Below are 17,817 nucleotides of genomic sequence, written 5' to 3'. Positions count from 1 at the left end.
TTGGCTCCTCGACCTGGGCTCGAACCAGGGACCTACGGATTAACAGTCCGGCGCTCTACCGACTGAGCTATCGAGGAACAAGACTTAAATTATATACATAAAAATGTGCATTTCTGCGTGAATGCCGTGCATCAGGCAGAATTCCGAGCAGGCTCAGGTCTGCGCCACAGCCATGCCAGTACGCAGGCCATGCAAATGCTTGCCAGTGCCACGGCCCAGAGGGGTGCTTGGGTGAACGACAGGATGATGCTGCTCAGCCCCATCATCAAGGTGGCGCTCCACTTGGCTCGGCGGCTCACGCAGCCGCCGTTGGCCCAGTTGCGCAACATGGGGCCAAACAGGCGATGATGCCAAAGCCATCGATACAGTGCTGGCGAACAGCGGGCTGCGGCCCAGGCGGCCATGAGGATGAAAACGGTGGTTGGCAGCCCAGGCACAAATACACCTACCAGACCCAGAATCAGACACAGGACCGCAAAAACCTTCAGCAGCCAGCGCAACGGTAGCGGTAGCTCCTTGGGCGTCCGGGTGTCGGGAGGATCGTCGGTGGGTGAGGCCATTGAATGCAATTGTGCATGGGGGCAATGGCCTTGCGCGCGCGTTATGCTCAACCAACCCATCATGCACGCCTTGAACTGCTGCTGTCATGACCATTCATACCATCTTGAAAATGGGCGATCCACGCTTGTTGCGCATCGCTCAGCCTGTCCTTGAATTTGATACCGATGCGCTGCATCTGTTGGTGCGCGATATGTTCGAAACCATGCGATCCGTCAACGGTGCGGGTTTGGCCGCCCCTCAGATCGGTGTGGATCTGCAGGTCGTGATTTTTGGCTCTGCCAACCCCAATCCCCGTTACCCTGATCGGCCGCTGGTGCCGTCCACGGTGCTTGTCAATCCGGTGATCGACCCGGTGGGCGATGCGGAAGATGAAGACTGGGAGGGGTGCCTGTCGGTGCCAGGATTGCGTGGCAAAGTGCCGCGCTGGTCGCGCATTCGCTATAGCGGGTTTGACCCCTATGGCGACCCGATCAACCGGACGGTAGAAGGGTTTCATGCCCGCGTGGTGCAGCACGAATGCGATCACCTGGTGGGCAAGTTGTATCCCATGCGGGTGCGTGATTTTGCGCAGTTTGGATATACCGAGGTGCTGTTTCCAGAGATGGGCGCGGAGCAGGATGAATAGGTGCCGAAAGGTGGGGCGTTGTTTGCGGTGGATGACGGCTTCACCTCACTGCTGATCATCCTGATGGGTTGGCCTTGCAGGTGTATGCCCTGCCTGACGGAGGCGGTCGCTGGCGTGCCATTCGCATTGAGCCAGCGAATGCGAGCGCTCCGTTGGTCATGTCGGGCACCATTCAATACTTGGACGTTGCATCCAAGACATTCCATTTGGGAGTGCTTCAAGCGCAGGGCATCCGGTTTGAATGAATTGCGACAGCCCCACCAAGGGTAGCGGCAGCTGCAGAATGCGCGGGAGCAATACTTCCGCTTGCCATCCAGGAAAGACTCCGTGCAATGGGGCAACAATTCTGATGCTTGTTCATGCCACCGCATCAATTCAGTGGGCGCCATCAAAGTCGAGCATGAATGGCCAAGAATCTCCGTCGGGCCATCAAAAACCGCTCAGAGTTAACTGAGCGGCTTAAGCCTTCCAGACCCGTTTTGAATCGGGTTTTCGAGATGATCAGCTGCGACGGCGTACAAAGTACGCACCCAGCAAGCCCAAGCCAAGAAGTGCCAGCGTAGCCGGCTCGGGTACTGTGCTGCCGGGTGCGCCGATCACGAAAAGGTTTTCGGTGCCATCGTTTGCATTGTTGAAGACGAAGTGGAACTGGACTGTATCGGTTGCAGAGAATGAGGAGAAGTTGCCGAGCAGGTAGTCCGCGTAGCCATTTCCGTTGTTGCCCGCTGGCACATTGTTCGTAGCGGTTGTAGAAAATGTATCTACGATGCTGTTGTTCAAGAGCATGTAGAACGCTGTCAGCGTTTGTGCGGGCTGGCCGCTAGCCTGATTGATATCAAGACCAATCAGAAGGGCGTTGCCGGCCCCAATGATGTTCAGAAGTGTCTGGCCGCTGTAAATAGGTGAAAAAGCATCGTAGCCATTCACGCTGCCGCCTGTGGGCAAGGCCGTTGAAGCAAAACCTCCGTTGGTGCAGGAGGGGTTGCTGAAGATGCATGGGCTTTGAACGGTCTGTTGGTAAATATTGCCATCGACGGGGGTCAACGTGACAACGTTGGCAGAAGCGCCTCCACCAAACGCAAGGCCTGCCAAACCGAGCGTCAGCGCACAAATTTTGGTGTTCATGATCTATTACTCCTGATTCTCGTACGAAGGCACGAGTCGCCATGGGTTGAGCAAAATGTGTGCCTGTTGGTTTTTTCATATGCCCATCAACAACTTGCGGCGCTGACGTGGTTGCATCTTCCGTGTATCGTAAAAAAATCCGACACGCATTGTGATCCGGCGGTGAATCGTGTGCTGTCGCACATTCGCTCGCATGTTGTCACGTTTGTTGCACCGCTAAAGGCTTTGTCCTACAGGTTCGGGGTTTTGGGGCATTTACTCTCTTGATGTGAAAAATTCACATCCATGTGCGCTGTTCCGGCAGCGCGCCAACCCGAGAGGTCCAACATGAAATTGCTCCGAAATCTGAAATTCGCTGCGGGTGCCGTCCTGCTTGCCGGCCTGGCTGCCTGCGGGGGTGGTGGCGGTGACAACACCGCCGGCAGCGGCACGCTGCGCCTGGCGTTGACCGATGCGCCTAGCTGTGGCTATGACACCGTTAACGTGACGGTCTCGAAAATTCGTGTCCACCAGAGCAGCAGCGCCGGTGACGCTGATGCCGGCTGGTCCGAGATCGTGCTGGACCCCGCCCGTCGGGTGGATCTGCTCAGTCTCACCAATGGAGTGCTGATGGAGCTGGGGCAGATTCCCCTGCCTGTGGGCAAGTACACCCAGATGCGCCTGGTGCTGGCTGACAACAGCACTGCCCAACCGCTGGCCAATTCGGTGAGGCCCACCGGGGAAAGTGAGGTGGCGCTCAAGACCCCCAGCGGCCAGCAGTCGGGTGTCAAGACCAACATCAATATCGATATCGCCGAGAACAAGATGGCCGATTTCGTGCTGGACTTCGATGCCTGCAAGTCGGTGGTTCGGGCCGGCGGTTCGGGCCAGTACCTGCTCAAGCCGGTGGTGACGGTCATTCCACGCTATGTGTCGGGTGTGCAGGGGTATGTCGACCCAGCACTGGGCGCTGGCACTACGCGGGTGTCGCTGCAGCTCCCCAATGGCACCATCGTGAAGGCGACCGTGCCTGACAGCACCGGCAAGTTCCTGCTGCAACCGGTGGCCCCGGGCAACTACACCCTGGTCATGGCGGCTTCCGGCCGTACCTCCGCCGTGGTGACGGGTGTGCCTGTGGTGGCGGAGACCGTGACCCCGGTGGCCAGTGCGGCATCGCCCATCGCCCTGGCTGCATCGGCCAGCGCCAGCGCAACCGGTACTGCACCAGCGGATACCCTGGTGCGCGCCCTGCAGTCGCTGGCGGGTATCGCCGTGGAAATCGACGGGCAGTATGTGGACAGCGTCACAGGTGCCTATGCCTTCTCGCTGCCGGTCAATGCACCGCTCGTTGCCGCTTATGCCGTAGCGCCCGCGCCGCTGGTATTTGCTCCCAACACGCAGGCGGCCGCCCGGTATACCCTGCGCGCCAGCCGACTTGGCTTCGCCGACAAGGACGCCGTGCTGCCCGTACTCGCCGCCGGAAGCAGCACTACCACCAACTTCACCTTCCCGTGAAGGGGCAGGGCGCCCGGGGCATAAGGCATTTCACGCCGAAATGAAACCTGGCGCCTGCCAGTCAAGCGTTGTGAGCTATTGGACTGGTAAGCAATCATTGGGGCCGCCATGTGCGGCCCCTTTTTGTTGAGGGTCTGCGCGGTCACCTGCGCTGGCAAGACTTCGACAGTTCCGAACTGGAGACGCAGATGAGGCCACTGGCAGGTGAGTGTTGTCGGGGCTTTCTCGATGTCCGGGAACTTCCCGTCAAAATCGTCTTGCATCGAACGAAAAAAGCCCCTGACTCTTGCGAATCAGGGGCTTTCATTTGGTGCCGGAGAGATGAATCGAACACCCGACCTTCTCATTACGAATGAGCTGCTCTACCGACTGAGCTACACCGGCGTAAGCCTGCGATTATAGCGTGGAATGGTAGCTTGTCACCCGTTCGACCTCATTTTTTGAGCCCAGAATCACACTGACGCGTTCGTGCAACTGGGTGGGCTGGATGTCGAGGATGCGCTGTTTGCCGTTGGTCGCGGCGCCGCCGGCCTGCTCGATGAGCCAGCCCATGGGGTTGGCCTCGTACATCAGGCGCAGCTTGCCGGGCTTGTTGGGTTCGCGCTTGTCCCAGGGGTACATGAAGATGCCGCCGCGGGTCATGATGCGGTGCACGTCGGCCACCATGCTGGCGATCCAGCGCATGTTGAAGTCCTTGCCGCGCGGGCCTTCCTTGCCCTGCAGGCATTCGTCGATGTAGCGCTTGACCGGTTCGTCCCAGTGGCGCATGTTGCTCATGTTGATGGCGAATTCCTTGGTGTCCTCGGGAATGCGCACATTTTCTTGCGTCAGCACGAACGAGCCCTGCTCGCGGTCGAGCGTGAACATGGCCACACCGTCGCCCACGGTGAGCACCAGCGTGGTTTGCGGGCCATAGACGCAATAGCCGGCGGCCACCTGCTGGCTGCCCTTTTGCAGGAAATCGCCTTCGTCCACGCCGCGGTCATCCTCGGGCATCTTGAGCACGCTGAAGATGGTGCCGATGCTCACGTTGACGTCAATGTTGCTGGAGCCGTCGAGGGGGTCGAACAGCAGCAGGTATTCGCCCTTGGGATAGCGGTTGGGCACCACGTAGATGCCGTCCATTTCCTCGCTGGCCATGCCGGCGAGGTGGCCGCCCCATTCATTGGCCTCGATCAGCACCTCGTTGGCGATGATGTCGAGCTTTTTCTGCACTTCGCCCTGCACGTTCTCACTGCCGGCACTGCCGAGCACGCCCCCGAGGGCGCCCTTGTTGACGGCGTGGCTGATGCTCTTGCAGGCGCGTGCGACCACTTCGAGCAGCAGGCGCAACTGACCGGGAATGAGGCCGTCCACGCGCTGTTGTTCGACGAGGTAGCGGGTCAGGCTGACTTTGTTTGCCATGGATATCTCCTTAATCGGCCAGTGCGCGGGTGACGACCTCGCGCACATCGTTGCTCAGGTCGGGGCGTGCGGCCACGCGGGCGATGGCCTCGCGGGCGCCACTGCGCCAGGGTTCGGCCAGTTTCTTCCAGCGGTCCAGGGCGCGGGCCAGGCGGGCGGCTACCTGTGGGTTGAGGGCGTCGAGCTCGATCACGCGGTCGCTCCAGAACACGTAGCCTGCTGCGTCCGCACGGTGAAACGCGCCCGGGTTGGCACTGCAGTAGCTGAAGATCACGCTCCGCGCGCGGTTGGGGTTCTTGAGGCTGAAGTCTGGATGTTGCAGGAGCTGGCGCACGGTGGGCAGTACATTGCCAGCGCGGTCGGGCGCGCCCGCCTGCAGGGCAAACCACTTGTCGATGACCAGCGGCTCGTCCTTGAACAGCGTGTGAAAGCGCGCCAGGGCGGGGGCGGCCAGCTCGCTGCCGCTGGCCACCAACGCGGTCAGGGCGTTGAAGCGGTCGGTCATGTTGGCCGCCACCTTGAAGCGCTGATACGCCTTGCCGGGCCAGGCCACATCGCCCGTACGCTGGGCCGCGATGCACAGCATGTGCAGCGCCAGACCGCTGAGCGCGCGGCGGCCGGACGAAACCGGGTCGGGGCGGTAGCCGCCGGTGTCCTGGTGCTGCTCCCAGACCCAGGCCCAGTCGGGCTGCAGCGACAGGGCCAGCTGCTCGCGCATGGCTTCGCGCACGGCGTGGATGCGCTGGGGATCGACCACGTCGAGCTGCTCGGCGATGTAGGTCTCGGACGGCAGCGTAAGGACCAGTTCCTTGAAGGCCGCGTCCAGTGCCGGATTGCGCAGCACGGAGCGCATGGCCTCGACAAACTCTGGCGAGAGAATATTGCGGTCGAAACGGCCGTGGGCACCCGTCTGCTGTTCGCTATCAGCTATTGCATGGATAGCGGTGCGCAGTGCCAGGCGCTGGCCTGCCTCCCAGCGGTTGAACGCGTCAGCGTCATGGGCCAGCAGCGTGAGCAACTGGGCATCGGTGTACTCGATGTCCAGTACCACGGGGGCGCTGAAACCGCGCAGCACCGAAGGCACGGGCTCGGCATCCAGGTTCGTGAAGGTCAACGTCTGCGAGGCTTCGGTCAGCACCACCACGCGGGAGGTGGTGACCGCACCGGCTTCGTTCGCCAGTTGCAAGGGCAGGGCGGCGCCTGTGGCCGCGTCGATCAGGCCCAGCTCCACCGGGATGACGAAAGGCTGCTTCTCACTTTGGCCGGGCGTGGGCGCGCAGCTCTGCGACAGCGTGAGCGCATAGCTGCGCGTGGCGGCGTCGTAGTGGCCGGTGGCGCGCACGCGGGGCGTGCCGGCCTGGCTGTACCAGCGCTTGAACTGCGGCAGGTGCTGCGCCAGCGGGCTGAGCGGGTTGGCATCGGCAATCGCCTGCACGAAGTCGTCGCAGGTCACGGCCTGGCCATCGTGGCGCTCGAAGTACAGCTTCATGCCCTTGGCAAAACCTTCGCGGCCCACCAGGTTGTGCTGCATGCGCACTACCTCGGCACCCTTTTCGTAGATGGTGACGGTGTAGAAGTTGTTGATCTCGATGTAGCTGTCGGGCCGCACGGGATGGGCCATGGGGCCTGCGTCTTCGGGGAACTGCGCCGTGCGCAGCACGCGCACGTCCTCGATGCGCTTGACGGCGCGGGCCGAGGGGCTGCCCGCCAGGTCCTGGCTGAACTCCTGGTCGCGGAAGACCGTGAGGCCTTCCTTCAGCGATAGCTGGAACCAGTCGCGGCAGGTGACGCGGTTGCCCGTCCAGTTGTGGAAATACTCGTGGCCCACCACGCTTTCGATGTTGGCGAAGTCGGTATCGGTGGCGGTGGCCTCACTGGCCAGAACATACTTGGTGTTGAAGATGTTCAGGCCCTTGTTTTCCATGGCGCCCATGTTGAAGTCGCTGGTGGCGACGATCATGAAGCGTTCCAGATCCAGCGGCAGGCCGAAGCGGGCTTCGTCCCAGGCCACGCTGTGCATCAGCGCGTTCATGGCGTGCTCGGTCTTGCCCAGGTCGCCGGGGCGCACATACACCTGCAGCAGGTGGTCGTTGCCCGAGCGGCTCCTGATCTTTTGCTCGCGTGCCACCAGCTTGCCGGCCACCAGGGCGAACAGGTAGCAGGGCTTCTTGTGCGGATCGACCCACTTGGCGAAGTGGCGGCCGTCTTCGAGCGCGCCGCTGTCCACCAGGTTGCCGTTGGAGAGCAGCACCGGGTACTGGGCCTTGTCGGCGCGCAGCGTGACGGCGTAGCTGGCCATCACGTCCGGCCGGTCGAGGAAGTAGGTGATGAGGCGAAAACCCTCGGCCTCGCACTGCGTGAAGAACGTGCCCTGGCTCACATACAGGCCCATGAGCTGTGTGTTCTTGGCCGGGGCGCAGGTGGTGAAGATCTCCAGGTCGAAGGGCTCGGTGCCTTCGGGCAGGTTCTCCAGCACCAGCTGGTTGCCGTCCATCTTGAACGAGGTGCCGCCGCCGTTGACCATGACGCGCGCCAGGTTCAGCGCTTCGCCGTCCAGGCGCAGCGGCTGTGCCGCCACGTCGGGGTTGCGGCGCAGGCGCATCTTGTTGAGCACGCGGGTCTTGGCGGGGTCCAGGTCGAACGTCAGGTCGACGGTGTCGATCCACCAGGCCGGGGCCTGGTAGTCGGCGCGGTGGATGGCGGGCGCCTGGCCCTGGCCGTCACGCAGTTGCAACATGGTTTTCCTTAAACGCCCTGCTTGAGGGAGGCTTCGATGAATGCGTCGAGATCGCCGTCCAGCACCTTCTGGGTGGCCGAAATTTCGACGCCGGTGCGCAGGTCCTTGATGCGGCTGTTGTCCAGCACGTAGCTGCGGATCTGGTGACCCCAGCCCACGTCGGTCTTGGTGTCTTCGAGCTTTTGCTGCTCTTCCTGGCGCTTGCGCATCTCGTGGTCATACAGCCGGCTGCGCAGGCGCTGCCAGGCGATGTCGCGGTTGCCGTGCTGGCTGCGGCCGTCCTGGCATTGCACCACGATGCCCGTGGGGATGTGGGTCAGGCGCACGGCCGAGTCGGTCTTGTTGATGTGCTGGCCGCCCGCGCCGGAGGCACGGTAGGTGTCGGTGCGCACGTCGGCCGGGTTGATGTCGATCTGGATCGAGTCATCGATCTCGGGATAGACGAACAGGCTGGCAAAGCTGGTGTGGCGGCCGCCCGAGCTGTCGAACGGGCTCTTGCGCACCAGGCGGTGCACGCCGGTTTCGGTGCGCAGCAGGCCATAGGCGTATTCGCCCTCGACCTTGATCGTGGCGCTCTTGATGCCGGCCACGTCGCCAGGGGTTTCTTCTTCGACCGTGGTCTTGAAACCCTTGCGCTCGGCATACTTGAGGTACTGGCGCAGCAGCATGCTGGCCCAGTCGCAGGCCTCGGTGCCGCCGGCGCCAGCCTGGATGTCCACAAAGCAGTTGAGCGGATCGGCCTCGTTGCTGAACATGCGGCGGAATTCGAGCTGCTCGATCTCGGGCTGGAGCTTGGCGGTTTCGGCCTCAATGGTCATCAGGCCGGCCTCGTCGCCTTCTTCCTTGCTCATCTCGTACAGCTCGGCGTTGTCGGCCAGCTCACGCGTGAGCTTGTCGAGCGTGAGCACCACGCCGTCGAGCGATTTCTTTTCCTTGCCCAGCTCCTGGGCCTTCTTGGGATCGTTCCAGACCGTGGGGTCTTCCAGCGATGCGTTTACCGTGCGCAGACGTTCGAATTTGGCATCGAAGTCAAAGATACCTCCGTAACTCTTGCGTGCGCACGGCCAGGTCGGAGAGGGTGTTGCCAATGAGGTTGATACGTTCTGCGTCCATGGTCTTGTCCTGGGTGTCTTGTGGAATAACCCGCGATTTTCTCATGGGACGCGATCTCTGGCGCCCAATGCCCCCCGACCGGCCCGGCGCCTGCCGCTGTCACCCGAATGCCACCCCGAAAATTTCAGAATGGACAGCTGCTTGCGGTGGATGCATCAGCGCTTGCAAGCATTTTCTTTATGAGTCACCCACGAACTGCTCGATCAGCGCCGCCACGGCCTGGGGCTGGTCGTGGTGCAGCATGTGGCCGGCGTCCGGCACCACGGCAATGCGGCAGTCGCGCACATGGGTCAGGCGCTGGTGGTATTCGTCCAGGCTGTATCGGCCCTTCCACCACTGGCCCAGGCTGTCGCCTGCTGCCTCCACGGCCAGCGTGGGCGCGCTGATGGCTTCGTACAGCGCCAGCACTTCGTCCAGGCGAAACAGTTGCGCGTTGATGATTTTGTGCGCTGCGTCGCCCAGGATTTCCCACTGGCCCAGGGCGTTGGGGCGGGCCCAGTGCCGCGCCAGCCAGTCGGCCTTGTCCCGCGACAGGCGCGGGTTGGTCTTCATGAGGCGCTGCGCCACGCCGGCCGCGCTGTCGTAGGTGTTCAGTGCCATTTCGCCGCGCCGCAGGGCCTTGAGTTCGTCCATCCACTGCGCATAGCGCCCGGGCGCCTTGGCGGGTTTGTTCGCGGGCATGCCGAAGCCTTCGAGGTTGACCAGGCGGCGGATGCGCGCGGGCCGGACTCCGGCATAGAACATGGCGACGTTGCCGCCCATGCTGTGGCCCACCAGGTCCACCGGGGTGCCGGGTGCGTAGTGGTCGAGCAACTGGTCCAGGTCGGCCAGGTAGTCGGGGAAGAAGTAGTGGTCGGTGGGCACGGGCGGCGCCGTGAGGCCAAAGCCCCGCCAGTCGGGCGCGATGATGCGGCGGCTGCGCAGGAAGTCTTCGCCGAAGGCATCGACGACGAACTGGTAGGACGCGGCCACGTCCATCCAGCCATGCACCAGCACCAGCGGCGGCAGGGCCGAGGTCTCGGGCCCCCACAGGCGCACGTGGTAGTTCAGCTGGCGGATGGCAACGAACTCGCTGCGCGAGGTCTGGCGGGTGACATACATGGCGTCGATGTTACCCAGTGGCCGCGGAGCCCATGTCAATCGCGGGACAGCGGGCCCTGCTGCCTGGCGATGAAGCCATCAATGCGCCGGGGCTGCTGCGAACATGCCGGCCAGGCGCTGGCTGACGATGTGTTCCGCCTCGTTCATGATGCGGTCCATCAGCTCCCGTACCGTGGGAATGTCGTGGATCAGGCCCGCGACCATGCCGCAGGACCATGCGCCGGCGTCCAGCTCGCCGTTCTGCATCACCTTGGGATAGACGCCGCCCACCTCGGACACGATGTCGGCAAACGTGATGGCTGCGCCCAGCTGGCGCTCCTTTTCCAGCAGCCGCTCGACCCCTTTGTTGACCAGGACCCGCTCCGTGTTGCGCAGCGGCCGCATCACCAGGCGGGTGTCCAGCTCCGTCGCGGCCAGAATGGCCTGCTTGACGTTCTCATGAACCGTCGCCTCCTGGGTGGCGATGAAGCGTGTGCCCATGTTGATGCCGTCTGCGCCAAGGGCCAACGCGGCCACCAGAGACCGTGCGTCTGCCATGCCTCCCGACGCGATGAAGGGCACCCTGAGCGCTTCGGCCGCACGGGGCAGCAAAATGAAATTGGGCACATCGTCCTCGCCCGGATGGCCGCCGCACTCGAAGCCATCCACACTGACGGCATCGCAGCCAATGTTCTGTGCCTTCAATGCATGTCGCACGGCGGTGCACTTGTGGATGACCTTGATGCCCGCTTCCTTCAGCAGGGGCATCCACTGCTGCGGGTTGTTCCCGGCCGTCTCGACGATTTTCACGCCACCATCGATGATGGCTTGGATGTAGCCGGCATAGTCGGGCGGTGTGCGCACGGGCAGGAAGGTCAGGTTGACGCCGAACGGCTTGTCCGTCATCGACCGGCACCGCGCGATCTCGGCCGCGAGCGCGGCGGGCGTGGGCTGGGTCAGCGCGGTGATGATGCCCAGTCCGCCGGCATTGGACACGGCGGACGACAATTCGGCGAGGCCGACGAAATGCATGCCCCCCTGGATGATGGGGCGTTCAATACCCAAAAGCTCGGTGATACGGGTGCGCATGCGGGTCTCCTGGAGGAATGCGGTGGGAAGAGGGCCGGGTGGCGTGGCTGGTCCGGAAACTCCGATTGTCGCGTCGAATGGCATCGATGGAATGCCTCGGCAGGCATTCAAAAACTGCAATGCAGAACATTTGAAGATAAAAATACCTCGAAATTACAGATTTGTTCTGCGTGGTGGCATGATCTGTGCCCAAAAGGGGGCACATCGTGACATTGGTGGAAAAGCCAGCAGGGGGATCGCCTCGCCGATCGGGCCCGTCCAAGGAAGACCGCCACTTCGTGACGGCGCTTGCGCGGGGCCTGGAGGTCTTGCACGCGTTCAAGTCGGGGGAGGAGAGGCTCGGAAACCATGAGCTTGCCGAGCGGTGCAGCCTGCCCAAATCCACCATCACGCGGCTGACCTACACGCTGACCAAGCTGGGCTACCTGCACCACATCGCCGAGTCGGGGCGGTACCGGCTGGGCCTCATGGCGCTGACGCTGGGGGGCACGACCCTGTCACGCCTGGACGTCAAGGAGGTGAGCAACCCCTTTTTGCAGCAGCTTGCCAACGAGACGGACACCATGGTGGCGCTGGCGACCCGCGACGATCTGTCCATGTTCTACATCGAGAGCTGCCGCAGCGAGACGGCCATCCTCACGCTGATGCTGGGCATCGGCTCGCACATTCCGCTGGGCACCACGGCCGCCGGGCGTGGCTACCTGGCCGGTGCGCCAGAGGGGGCGCGCCAGACGCTGGAGGCGCGGCTCCAGGCCATCGACCCGGTGGGCTGGCCGAGGGTCGAAAAGGGCATTCGCCAGGCGATGGCCGATCTTGCCGAGTTCGGCTGCGTGCGTTCCTTTGGCGATTGGCGGCGCGAAATCCATGGCATCGCGGTGCCCGTGCGCCTGGGTTCGGGCCTGCCCCTGATGGTGGTGAATGCCGCCGCCGCGGCCTCGTCGATTTCGGCCGAAACTTTCATGGATGAAGTCCGGCCGCGACTGATTGCCACGGTGCGCGGCATCGAGGCCCAGTACCACGCCAAAAGCTGACACCGGCATGGGACTTGGCTGGTGGTTGCAGGGGGAATCGGGTGGTGCTCAGCGGCCCGTGGCCTGCAGGATGGCTTCTTCCATGTCGTGCAGCCGGTCCTTGCCGAAGTACATCTCCGGGCCCATGAAGAACGTGGGGCTGCCAAAGGCGCCGCGCGCATGGGCCTGCTGGGTGTTCGCCAGCAGGCGCTCCTTGACGCCGGGCTCGTGGCTGGTGGCCAGGATGGCCTGGGAGTCCAGTCCGGCGGCGTCGAGTTCGGCCGCAATGACCTGTGGGTCCGCCATGTTGCATCCGCGCTCCCACATGCTGGCGTACACCGTGTCCACATAGCGGTCGAAGCAGTGGAGCTTCTGCGCGGCCACGGCCCCGCGCATGATGTGCAGCGTGTTGACGGGGAAGTGGGGGTTGCGCTGGAAGGCCGTCAGGCCGTGCTTGTGTATGAAGCGCTGCATTTCCAGGCGCTCGTAGGCGAGCTTGTGGGGGATGTGCGCGTAGGCCTCGACCGGTGAGCGGTTGTTGGCGAGCTTGAACAGTCCGCCGAGCAGGATGGGGACGTACTCGAACCGTGCACCGGTCTTTGCCGCCATCTGCGGGATGACCTTGTGGCACAGGTAGGCGTTGGGGCTGCCGAAGTCGAACAGGAACTCGACGGTGGTGGGGGTCATGGTGTCTCCTTACAATGATCAAAATTGCCGGGGCCGATCCCTGCCGGGTCCGTCACCATGGCTCCATCCAGGGGCGAATCTCGGTTTCATGCGTCCAGGCGTCGCGCGGCTGCATGTGGATCTGCCAGTAGAGGTCGGCGATGTGATCCGGGTTGACGATGCCCCCCTGGTCCTTGGTGGCGTAGCGCTCGGGGAAATTCGAGCGGATGAACTCCGTGTCGATGGCGCCATCCACGACCGGATGGGCCACATGGATGCCCTTGGGCCACAACTCGCGCGCCATGCTCTGCGCCAGTGCCCGGAGCGCGTGCTTGGCGCCGGCGAAGGCCGCGAACCCGTCGCGGCCGCGCAGGCTTGCCGTGGCGCCGGTGAAGATGATGGTTCCCCGGCCGCGCGGCAGCATGACCTTGGCCGCTTCGCGCCCCATCAGGAAACCGCCGAAGCACGCCATCTCCCAGACCTTGAAGTAAACGCGGGCCGTGGTCTCGGTGATGCCGTAGCGCACGTTGGCGCCGATGTTGAAGATGGCGGCTTCGATCGGGGCGAACTCGGCCTCGATTTTCTGTACCAGCGCCACCATTTCTTCTTCCTTGCGGGCGTCGCTGCCGAAGCCGTAGGCTTCGCCGCCCTCGCTGCGGATCTGCTCCAGCAGCGGAGCGAGCTTGTCTTCGCTGCGGCGGGTCACGCAGGCGACGTAGCCTTCGCGTGCAAATCGCCGTGCGATGGCACTGCCGGTGGCGTCGCCGGCGCCGATGATCAGAACAGCCTTTTTGCCTTCCATGGGATCTCCTGGGGTTTCGAATGGGGTGATGCGGCTTCAGGCGTGCGATGCACGGCCTTGCTCTGCCATCTGCCGGAGCACGTTCTTGAGCAGCTTGCCGGTGGGCGCCGCAGGCAATTGCGCCATGACGTGGATCTCTGCGGGCTGTTTGTAGGGCGACAGCTGCCCGCGCAGGTGGTGCCGCAGGGCCTGTTCGTCGATGGGGTGGTGGGCCGGTACCTCGACGTAGGCGATGACCTCCTCGTTGTGGCCCACGGTGCGCCCGACGACGGCAGACTGCACCACACCCGGAAAGGCGTTGATGGCCTGTTCGACCTCCAGCGGATAGACGTTGAAGCCGGAGCGGATGATCAGCTCCTTGGTGCGTCCGGCGATGTGCAGCGCACCGTCATCTCCCTGGCGTGCCATGTCGCCGGTGTTGAACCAGCCCTCGGCGTTGATCACCTGGCGCGTGAGTTCGTCCTGGCGGTAGTAGCCTTGCATCACATTGGGCCCCCGCACCCACAGTTCGCCGACCTCGCCCGGCGGCACGCTGACGCCCTGGGCATCCACGATGCGTGCCTCCATCCCGGGAATCGGCAGACCCACTGCGCAGTCGGTGCGCGGGGCCTCGGGCCGCACCTGGGCGATGGTCGGACCGGTTTCGGTCAGGCCGTAGCCGTTGAGCAGCGGCAATCGAAGCTGCGTCTCCACCGCCGCCTTCAGTGCGGGTGTGAGGGGCGATCCGGCAACGCTGATCACGCGCAGCTTGGGCGCCTGCAGGAGGTGTCCCGGGTCACGCAGCCAGTCGAGCAGGCGGGCATACATGGCGGGCACCCCGGTGAAGGACGTGATGCCCTGGCGCAGCGCGGCGGCAAGAAGTTCCGGCGAGAAGCGGGGTTCGAGCACCACCGAGGCGCCGGCAGCCAGGCTGCCCAGCAACTGGGTGGACAGGCCCACGACATGCGCCATGGGCAGGACGCCATAGATCACGTCGCCCGGCCCGACGCGCCGCAGGTTCGTGCCTGCCACGAAGGCGAGATTGGCGTGTGTGAGCATGACTCCCTTGGGGGCGCCCGAGGTGCCGGAGGTATAGATCAACGCGGCCACCTGTTCGGTCGCGGCGGCATGGCAGGGCTCCGGGACGGCGGCCTGGTTCAGCGGCCCCAGGTGCAGAGTCCCCATGCCAGGCCATTGGCAGGCTTGCGCGCCGTGGCGCTGGGCATGCTGCAGCGCTTCGGGGGAGACCTGGGTGGTGTAGATGACGCGCCGGGGCATGGCGTGCGCGATGATGCCGTCGATCTCGCGCGGGCTCAGGCGGCCATTGACGATGCACACCCAGGCGTCCAGGCGGCTGAGCGCAAAGGCGATCACACCCGCTGCAGCGCAGTTTTCGCCGACGATCAGCACCCGGTCGCCGGCAAGCACGCCCCAGTCGCCCAGCTGCGCGGCAGCGTCCATGCTGGCCTGCTGCAATTGGGCGAAGGTGTAGGTGTGGTGTGCATCGGCCAGCGCGGGCCGGTGGGGCTGGTGCGCGACCCATGGGTCCAGCAGGGCATGGAACCGGGCAGGCCCGGCAGAGGTGGAGGTGCGCATGAAAACCTGGGTGCTGGTGAACGATGCAGGCCAGTCTATTGCGATATGCAGTCTTGCGTGCCCGCAAAACACGGCCTGAGCGCAAACGAAAACTGCAGTGCAGTTCAAGTGCGATGCGCCGTGGCCTGCCGGACGCAGGGGGCACGGTCCCCGTACACTCCTGCCTTGCTTATTTACGGGAGCCTGCATGAAAACCATCCAGCTCGGTCAGACCGGCCTGCATGTCACCCCCATCTGCCTGGGCACCATGACCTTCGGCGAGCAGGTGGGCGAGAGCGACGCCCACGCCATTCTCGACCGCTCGCTGGCGCGCGGGGTCAATTTCATCGACACCGCCGAGATGTATGCCGTGCCGGCCCGGGCGCCCACGTTTGGCGCCACCGAAACCATCATCGGCCGCTGGTTTGCCAAGAACCCCGGGGCGCGCCAGAAGCTGGTGCTGGCCAGCAAGGTGGCCGGCCCCTCGCGCGGCATGCCCTGGATTCGCGAAGGCAAAGGCATGACGGCCGCCGACATCGTGGCTTCGTGCGAGGGCAGCCTGCGCCGCCTGCAGACCGATGTGATCGACCTCTACCAGATCCACTGGCCCGAGCGCCATGTGCCGGCCTTTGGCACCAAGTACTACGACCCGGCCAAGGAAACCGCGCAGACGCCCATCCACGAGCAGCTGCAGGCACTGGCTGGGCTGGTCAAGGCCGGCAAGGTGCGCCATGTGGGCCTGTCGAACGAAACGCCCTATGGCGTGCACGAGTTCGTGCGCCTGGCCGAGGCGCATGGCCTGCCGCGCGTGGCGACGGTGCAGAACCCGTATTGCCTGATCAACCGCAGCTACGACAACGCCCTCGACGAAACCTGCCACCGCCTGAACGTGTCGCTGCTGGCCTATTCGCCGCTGGGCTTTGGCCTGCTGACGGGCAAATACGACGCCAGTGGCATCGAAGGGCCCAACGCACCCCAGGGCGCCCGCATTGCCAGCTATGAGTCGGTGCGCAGGCAGCGCTGGGGCCGCCCCGAGGCGCTGGCCGCCGCGCGCCGCTACAACCAGCTTGCGCGCGAGCATGGCCTCACACCCACGCAGCTGGCGCTGGCCTTCTGCTACGGCAACTGGCGCGTGGCCAGCACCATCATCGGCGTGACCTCGCTGGCACAGCTCGACGAAGACCTGGCCGCCTGGGACACCGCGCTCTCGCCCGAGCTGCTGGCGGCCATCGACCAGATCCGCTGGCAGGTGGGTGATCCTGCCATTTGAGATGAAACAGGCTTTTAACGCTTTCCGAGTGAGCGCTACCAGCTATTATTTTTGAAGCAACCATGGCCAAAAAGGACAGCAAGGGCGTGCATGTGAGCGAGACCCCCGCGACGCAGATGCTCAAGGCGCACCAGGTGGAATTCACCGAGCACCCTTATGACTATGTGGAGCATGGCGGCACCGCGCACAGCGCGGCCAGCCTGGGGCTGCATGAGCACACCGTGGTCAAGACGCTGGTGATGCAGGACCAGGATGCCAGGCCGCTCATCGTCCTCATGCATGGCGATTGCAAGGTGTCCACCAAGAACCTGGCGCGGCAGATCGGCGCCAAGTCGGTCGAGCCCTGCAAGCCCGAGGTGGCTAACCGCCACAGCGGCTACCTGGTGGGTGGCACCTCGCCGTTTGGCACGCGCAAGGCCATGCCGGTGTTCATCGAGGAAAGCATTCTTGCGCTGCCGCGCATCGCCATCAACGGCGGGCGGCGTGGTTTTCTGGTGCAGATCGACCCGCAGGCGTGCGTGCAGCTGCTGGGGGCCCGGCCGGTGCATTGCGCGCTGGCAGAATAGGCCGCCCCGGCGCACCGCGCCGTGTTGTTGTCCCCCGAAGGAGCTGATTTGAACGCCGTGTACCCCGTCCTTGCCACTGTGGCTGCCTACCTGCTGGGCTCGCTGTCGTTTGCCGTCATCGTGACGCGCCTCATGGGGCTCAATGACCCGCGCACCTACGGTAGCAAAAACCCCGGTGCCACCAACGTGCTGCGTTCGGGCAGCAAGGCCGCCGCCATCGTCACCCTGCTGCTCGACGCGGTGAAAGGCTGGCTGCCTGTGGTGCTGGTACGCTGGTTTGGCAAGCCCTATGGCCTGGAGGATGGCACGATGGCGCTGGTGGGGCTGGCGGCTTTCCTGGGGCACCTGTGGCCCGTGTTCTTCCGCTTCGAGGGTGGCAAGGGCGTGGCCACCGCATTGGGCGTGCTGCTGGGCATCAGTGGCTGGCTGGGGCTGGCCACCGCGCTCACCTGGCTCATCGTGGCGTTCTTCTTCCGGTATTCGTCGCTGGCCTCGCTGGTGGCTGCGGTGTTTGCACCGGTGTATTACCTGCTGGTCAGCGGCGTGGTCTGGTATGCCGAGACCAGCATTGCGGTGGCCATCGCTGTCATGTCCATGCTGCTGGCCTGGCGCCACAAGGACAACATCCGGCGCCTGATCGAAGGCAAGGAGTCGCGCCTGGGGCGGTCCAAGCCGACCCCGGAATCCAGCCACAAGCCGTAGTAGCGCCCGGCCTGGCGTC

At 64.0% G+C, this 17,817-nt stretch carries 16 protein-coding genes and 2 tRNA genes; 6 read left to right on the top strand and 12 right to left on the bottom strand.

Going from position 1 to position 17,817, the window contains the following annotated elements; all coding sequences use genetic code 11:
• Window position 1 precedes the first annotated feature (1 nt).
• Both K225_RS0117875 and K225_RS0117870 read right to left on the bottom strand, forming a co-directional pair.
• A tRNA-Asn gene (locus tag K225_RS0117875) sits at window positions 2-77 on the bottom strand.
• 54 nt (window positions 78-131) lie between these two features.
• Window positions 132-560 carry a YbaN family protein gene (locus K225_RS0117870; RefSeq protein ID WP_026437637.1) on the bottom strand — a complete coding sequence of 143 codons (429 nt, stop codon included), beginning with the start codon at window positions 558-560 and terminating at the stop codon, window positions 132-134.
• Between the two features lie 86 nt (window positions 561-646).
• Here K225_RS0117870 and def point away from each other — a divergent pair, with 86 nt between their 5' ends.
• Entirely contained in the window at window positions 647-1,186 is a 540-nt protein-coding gene (gene def / locus K225_RS0117860; RefSeq protein WP_026437636.1) for a peptide deformylase, read from the top strand.
• Window positions 1,187-1,687: 501 nt separating this feature from the next.
• On the opposite strand, the gene K225_RS0117855 is transcribed toward def, so the two are convergent.
• The gene (locus K225_RS0117855; protein ID WP_026437635.1) at window positions 1,688-2,311 is read right to left on the bottom strand and encodes a PEP-CTERM sorting domain-containing protein; all 624 of its coding nucleotides are present in this window, start codon (window positions 2,309-2,311) and stop codon (window positions 1,688-1,690) included.
• A gap of 327 nt (window positions 2,312-2,638) precedes the next feature.
• Between K225_RS0117855 and K225_RS0117850 the strand changes: the two genes are divergently transcribed.
• Window positions 2,639-3,805, top strand: a complete 1,167-nt coding sequence (locus K225_RS0117850) for a DUF4382 domain-containing protein (protein ID WP_034713265.1) — start codon at window positions 2,639-2,641, stop codon at window positions 3,803-3,805.
• A 308-nt stretch (window positions 3,806-4,113) separates the two neighbouring features.
• Here the strand turns inward: K225_RS0117850 and K225_RS0117845 are convergent.
• The 6 genes from K225_RS0117845 to K225_RS0117820 all read right to left on the bottom strand — a co-directional run bounded on the left by K225_RS0117845 (window position 4,114) and on the right by K225_RS0117820 (window position 11,228).
• Window positions 4,114-4,189: transfer RNA gene (locus K225_RS0117845), tRNA-Thr, on the bottom strand.
• Between the two features lie 12 nt (window positions 4,190-4,201).
• Window positions 4,202-5,209 (bottom strand): class 1 fructose-bisphosphatase, encoded by a 1,008-nt coding sequence (locus K225_RS0117840; RefSeq protein ID WP_026437633.1) that lies wholly within the window; start codon window positions 5,207-5,209, stop codon window positions 4,202-4,204.
• 10 nt (window positions 5,210-5,219) lie between these two features.
• Window positions 5,220-7,946: an aminopeptidase N gene (gene pepN / locus K225_RS0117835; RefSeq protein WP_026437632.1), complete on the bottom strand. Its 2,727-nt coding sequence runs from the start codon at window positions 7,944-7,946 to the stop codon at window positions 5,220-5,222.
• Window positions 7,947-7,954: 8 nt separating this feature from the next.
• Window positions 7,955-9,059, bottom strand: a protein-coding gene (gene prfB / locus K225_RS0117830) for a peptide chain release factor 2 (protein WP_099049582.1) whose coding sequence is annotated in 2 segments (ribosomal slippage) — window positions 7,955-8,977 and window positions 8,979-9,059 — 1,104 coding nt in all. Because the reading frame shifts where the segments join, the coding sequence is not laid out codon by codon here.
• A 177-nt stretch (window positions 9,060-9,236) separates the two neighbouring features.
• Window positions 9,237-10,160: an alpha/beta fold hydrolase gene (locus tag K225_RS0117825; RefSeq protein WP_026437630.1), complete on the bottom strand. Its 924-nt coding sequence runs from the start codon at window positions 10,158-10,160 to the stop codon at window positions 9,237-9,239.
• 78 nt (window positions 10,161-10,238) lie between these two features.
• A complete protein-coding gene (locus K225_RS0117820) occupies window positions 10,239-11,228 on the bottom strand; it encodes a nitronate monooxygenase family protein (protein ID WP_026437629.1) in 990 nt (329 codons plus the stop codon).
• Between the two features lie 206 nt (window positions 11,229-11,434).
• Between K225_RS0117820 and K225_RS21170 the strand changes: the two genes are divergently transcribed.
• A complete protein-coding gene (locus K225_RS21170) occupies window positions 11,435-12,259 on the top strand; it encodes an IclR family transcriptional regulator (protein ID WP_238323275.1) in 825 nt (274 codons plus the stop codon).
• A gap of 48 nt (window positions 12,260-12,307) precedes the next feature.
• On the opposite strand, the gene K225_RS0117810 is transcribed toward K225_RS21170, so the two are convergent.
• Genes K225_RS0117810 through K225_RS0117800 form a run of 3 tightly spaced genes read right to left on the bottom strand, consistent with a single transcriptional unit; the run spans window position 12,308 to window position 15,281 of the window.
• A complete protein-coding gene (locus tag K225_RS0117810; protein WP_026437628.1) occupies window positions 12,308-12,925 on the bottom strand; it encodes a 2-hydroxychromene-2-carboxylate isomerase in 618 nt (205 codons plus the stop codon).
• 52 nt (window positions 12,926-12,977) lie between these two features.
• Entirely contained in the window at window positions 12,978-13,706 is a 729-nt protein-coding gene (locus K225_RS0117805; RefSeq protein WP_026437627.1) for an SDR family oxidoreductase, read from the bottom strand.
• A gap of 36 nt (window positions 13,707-13,742) precedes the next feature.
• Complete coding sequence (locus K225_RS0117800; protein ID WP_238323274.1) at window positions 13,743-15,281, bottom strand: class I adenylate-forming enzyme family protein; 1,539 nt, start codon at window positions 15,279-15,281, stop codon at window positions 13,743-13,745.
• A 187-nt stretch (window positions 15,282-15,468) separates the two neighbouring features.
• On the opposite strand from K225_RS0117800, the gene K225_RS0117795 reads away from it, so the two are divergent.
• The 3 genes from K225_RS0117795 to plsY all read left to right on the top strand — a co-directional run bounded on the left by K225_RS0117795 (window position 15,469) and on the right by plsY (window position 17,798).
• Window positions 15,469-16,530, top strand: a complete 1,062-nt coding sequence (locus K225_RS0117795; protein ID WP_026437625.1) for an aldo/keto reductase — start codon at window positions 15,469-15,471, stop codon at window positions 16,528-16,530.
• Window positions 16,531-16,592: 62 nt separating this feature from the next.
• Complete coding sequence (gene ybaK, locus K225_RS0117790; protein WP_026437624.1) at window positions 16,593-17,096, top strand: Cys-tRNA(Pro) deacylase; 504 nt, start codon at window positions 16,593-16,595, stop codon at window positions 17,094-17,096.
• Window positions 17,097-17,144: 48 nt separating this feature from the next.
• Window positions 17,145-17,798, top strand: a complete 654-nt coding sequence (plsY, locus tag K225_RS0117785; RefSeq protein WP_026437623.1) for a glycerol-3-phosphate 1-O-acyltransferase PlsY — start codon at window positions 17,145-17,147, stop codon at window positions 17,796-17,798.
• The last annotated feature ends 19 nt before the right edge of the window (window positions 17,799-17,817 follow it).

Origin of the sequence: Acidovorax sp. JHL-9 (genome assembly GCF_000426205.1) — a bacterium.
Taxonomy (GTDB): Bacteria; Pseudomonadota; Gammaproteobacteria; order Burkholderiales; family Burkholderiaceae_C; genus Acidovorax; species Acidovorax soli.
This window is presented reverse-complemented; position numbering and strand designations above follow the sequence as displayed.

What these genes read in the sequence shown, in the direction of transcription:
- K225_RS0117870 (WP_026437637.1), bottom strand. Translation starts at nt 560, where the DNA reads ATGGCCTCACCCACCGACGATCCTCCCGACACCCGGACGCCCAAGGAG.
- def (WP_026437636.1), top strand. Translation starts at nt 647, where the DNA reads ATGACCATTCATACCATCTTGAAAATGGGCGATCCACGCTTGTTGCGC.
- K225_RS0117855 (WP_026437635.1), bottom strand. Translation starts at nt 2,311, where the DNA reads ATGAACACCAAAATTTGTGCGCTGACGCTCGGTTTGGCAGGCCTTGCG.
- K225_RS0117850 (WP_034713265.1), top strand. Translation starts at nt 2,639, where the DNA reads ATGAAATTGCTCCGAAATCTGAAATTCGCTGCGGGTGCCGTCCTGCTT.
- K225_RS0117840 (WP_026437633.1), bottom strand. Translation starts at nt 5,209, where the DNA reads ATGGCAAACAAAGTCAGCCTGACCCGCTACCTCGTCGAACAACAGCGC.
- pepN (WP_026437632.1), bottom strand. Translation starts at nt 7,946, where the DNA reads ATGTTGCAACTGCGTGACGGCCAGGGCCAGGCGCCCGCCATCCACCGC.
- K225_RS0117825 (WP_026437630.1), bottom strand. Translation starts at nt 10,160, where the DNA reads ATGTATGTCACCCGCCAGACCTCGCGCAGCGAGTTCGTTGCCATCCGC.
- K225_RS0117820 (WP_026437629.1), bottom strand. Translation starts at nt 11,228, where the DNA reads ATGCGCACCCGTATCACCGAGCTTTTGGGTATTGAACGCCCCATCATC.
- K225_RS0117810 (WP_026437628.1), bottom strand. Translation starts at nt 12,925, where the DNA reads ATGACCCCCACCACCGTCGAGTTCCTGTTCGACTTCGGCAGCCCCAAC.
- K225_RS0117805 (WP_026437627.1), bottom strand. Translation starts at nt 13,706, where the DNA reads ATGGAAGGCAAAAAGGCTGTTCTGATCATCGGCGCCGGCGACGCCACC.
- K225_RS0117800 (WP_238323274.1), bottom strand. Translation starts at nt 15,281, where the DNA reads ATGCGCACCTCCACCTCTGCCGGGCCTGCCCGGTTCCATGCCCTGCTG.
- K225_RS0117795 (WP_026437625.1), top strand. Translation starts at nt 15,469, where the DNA reads ATGAAAACCATCCAGCTCGGTCAGACCGGCCTGCATGTCACCCCCATC.
- ybaK (WP_026437624.1), top strand. Translation starts at nt 16,593, where the DNA reads ATGGCCAAAAAGGACAGCAAGGGCGTGCATGTGAGCGAGACCCCCGCG.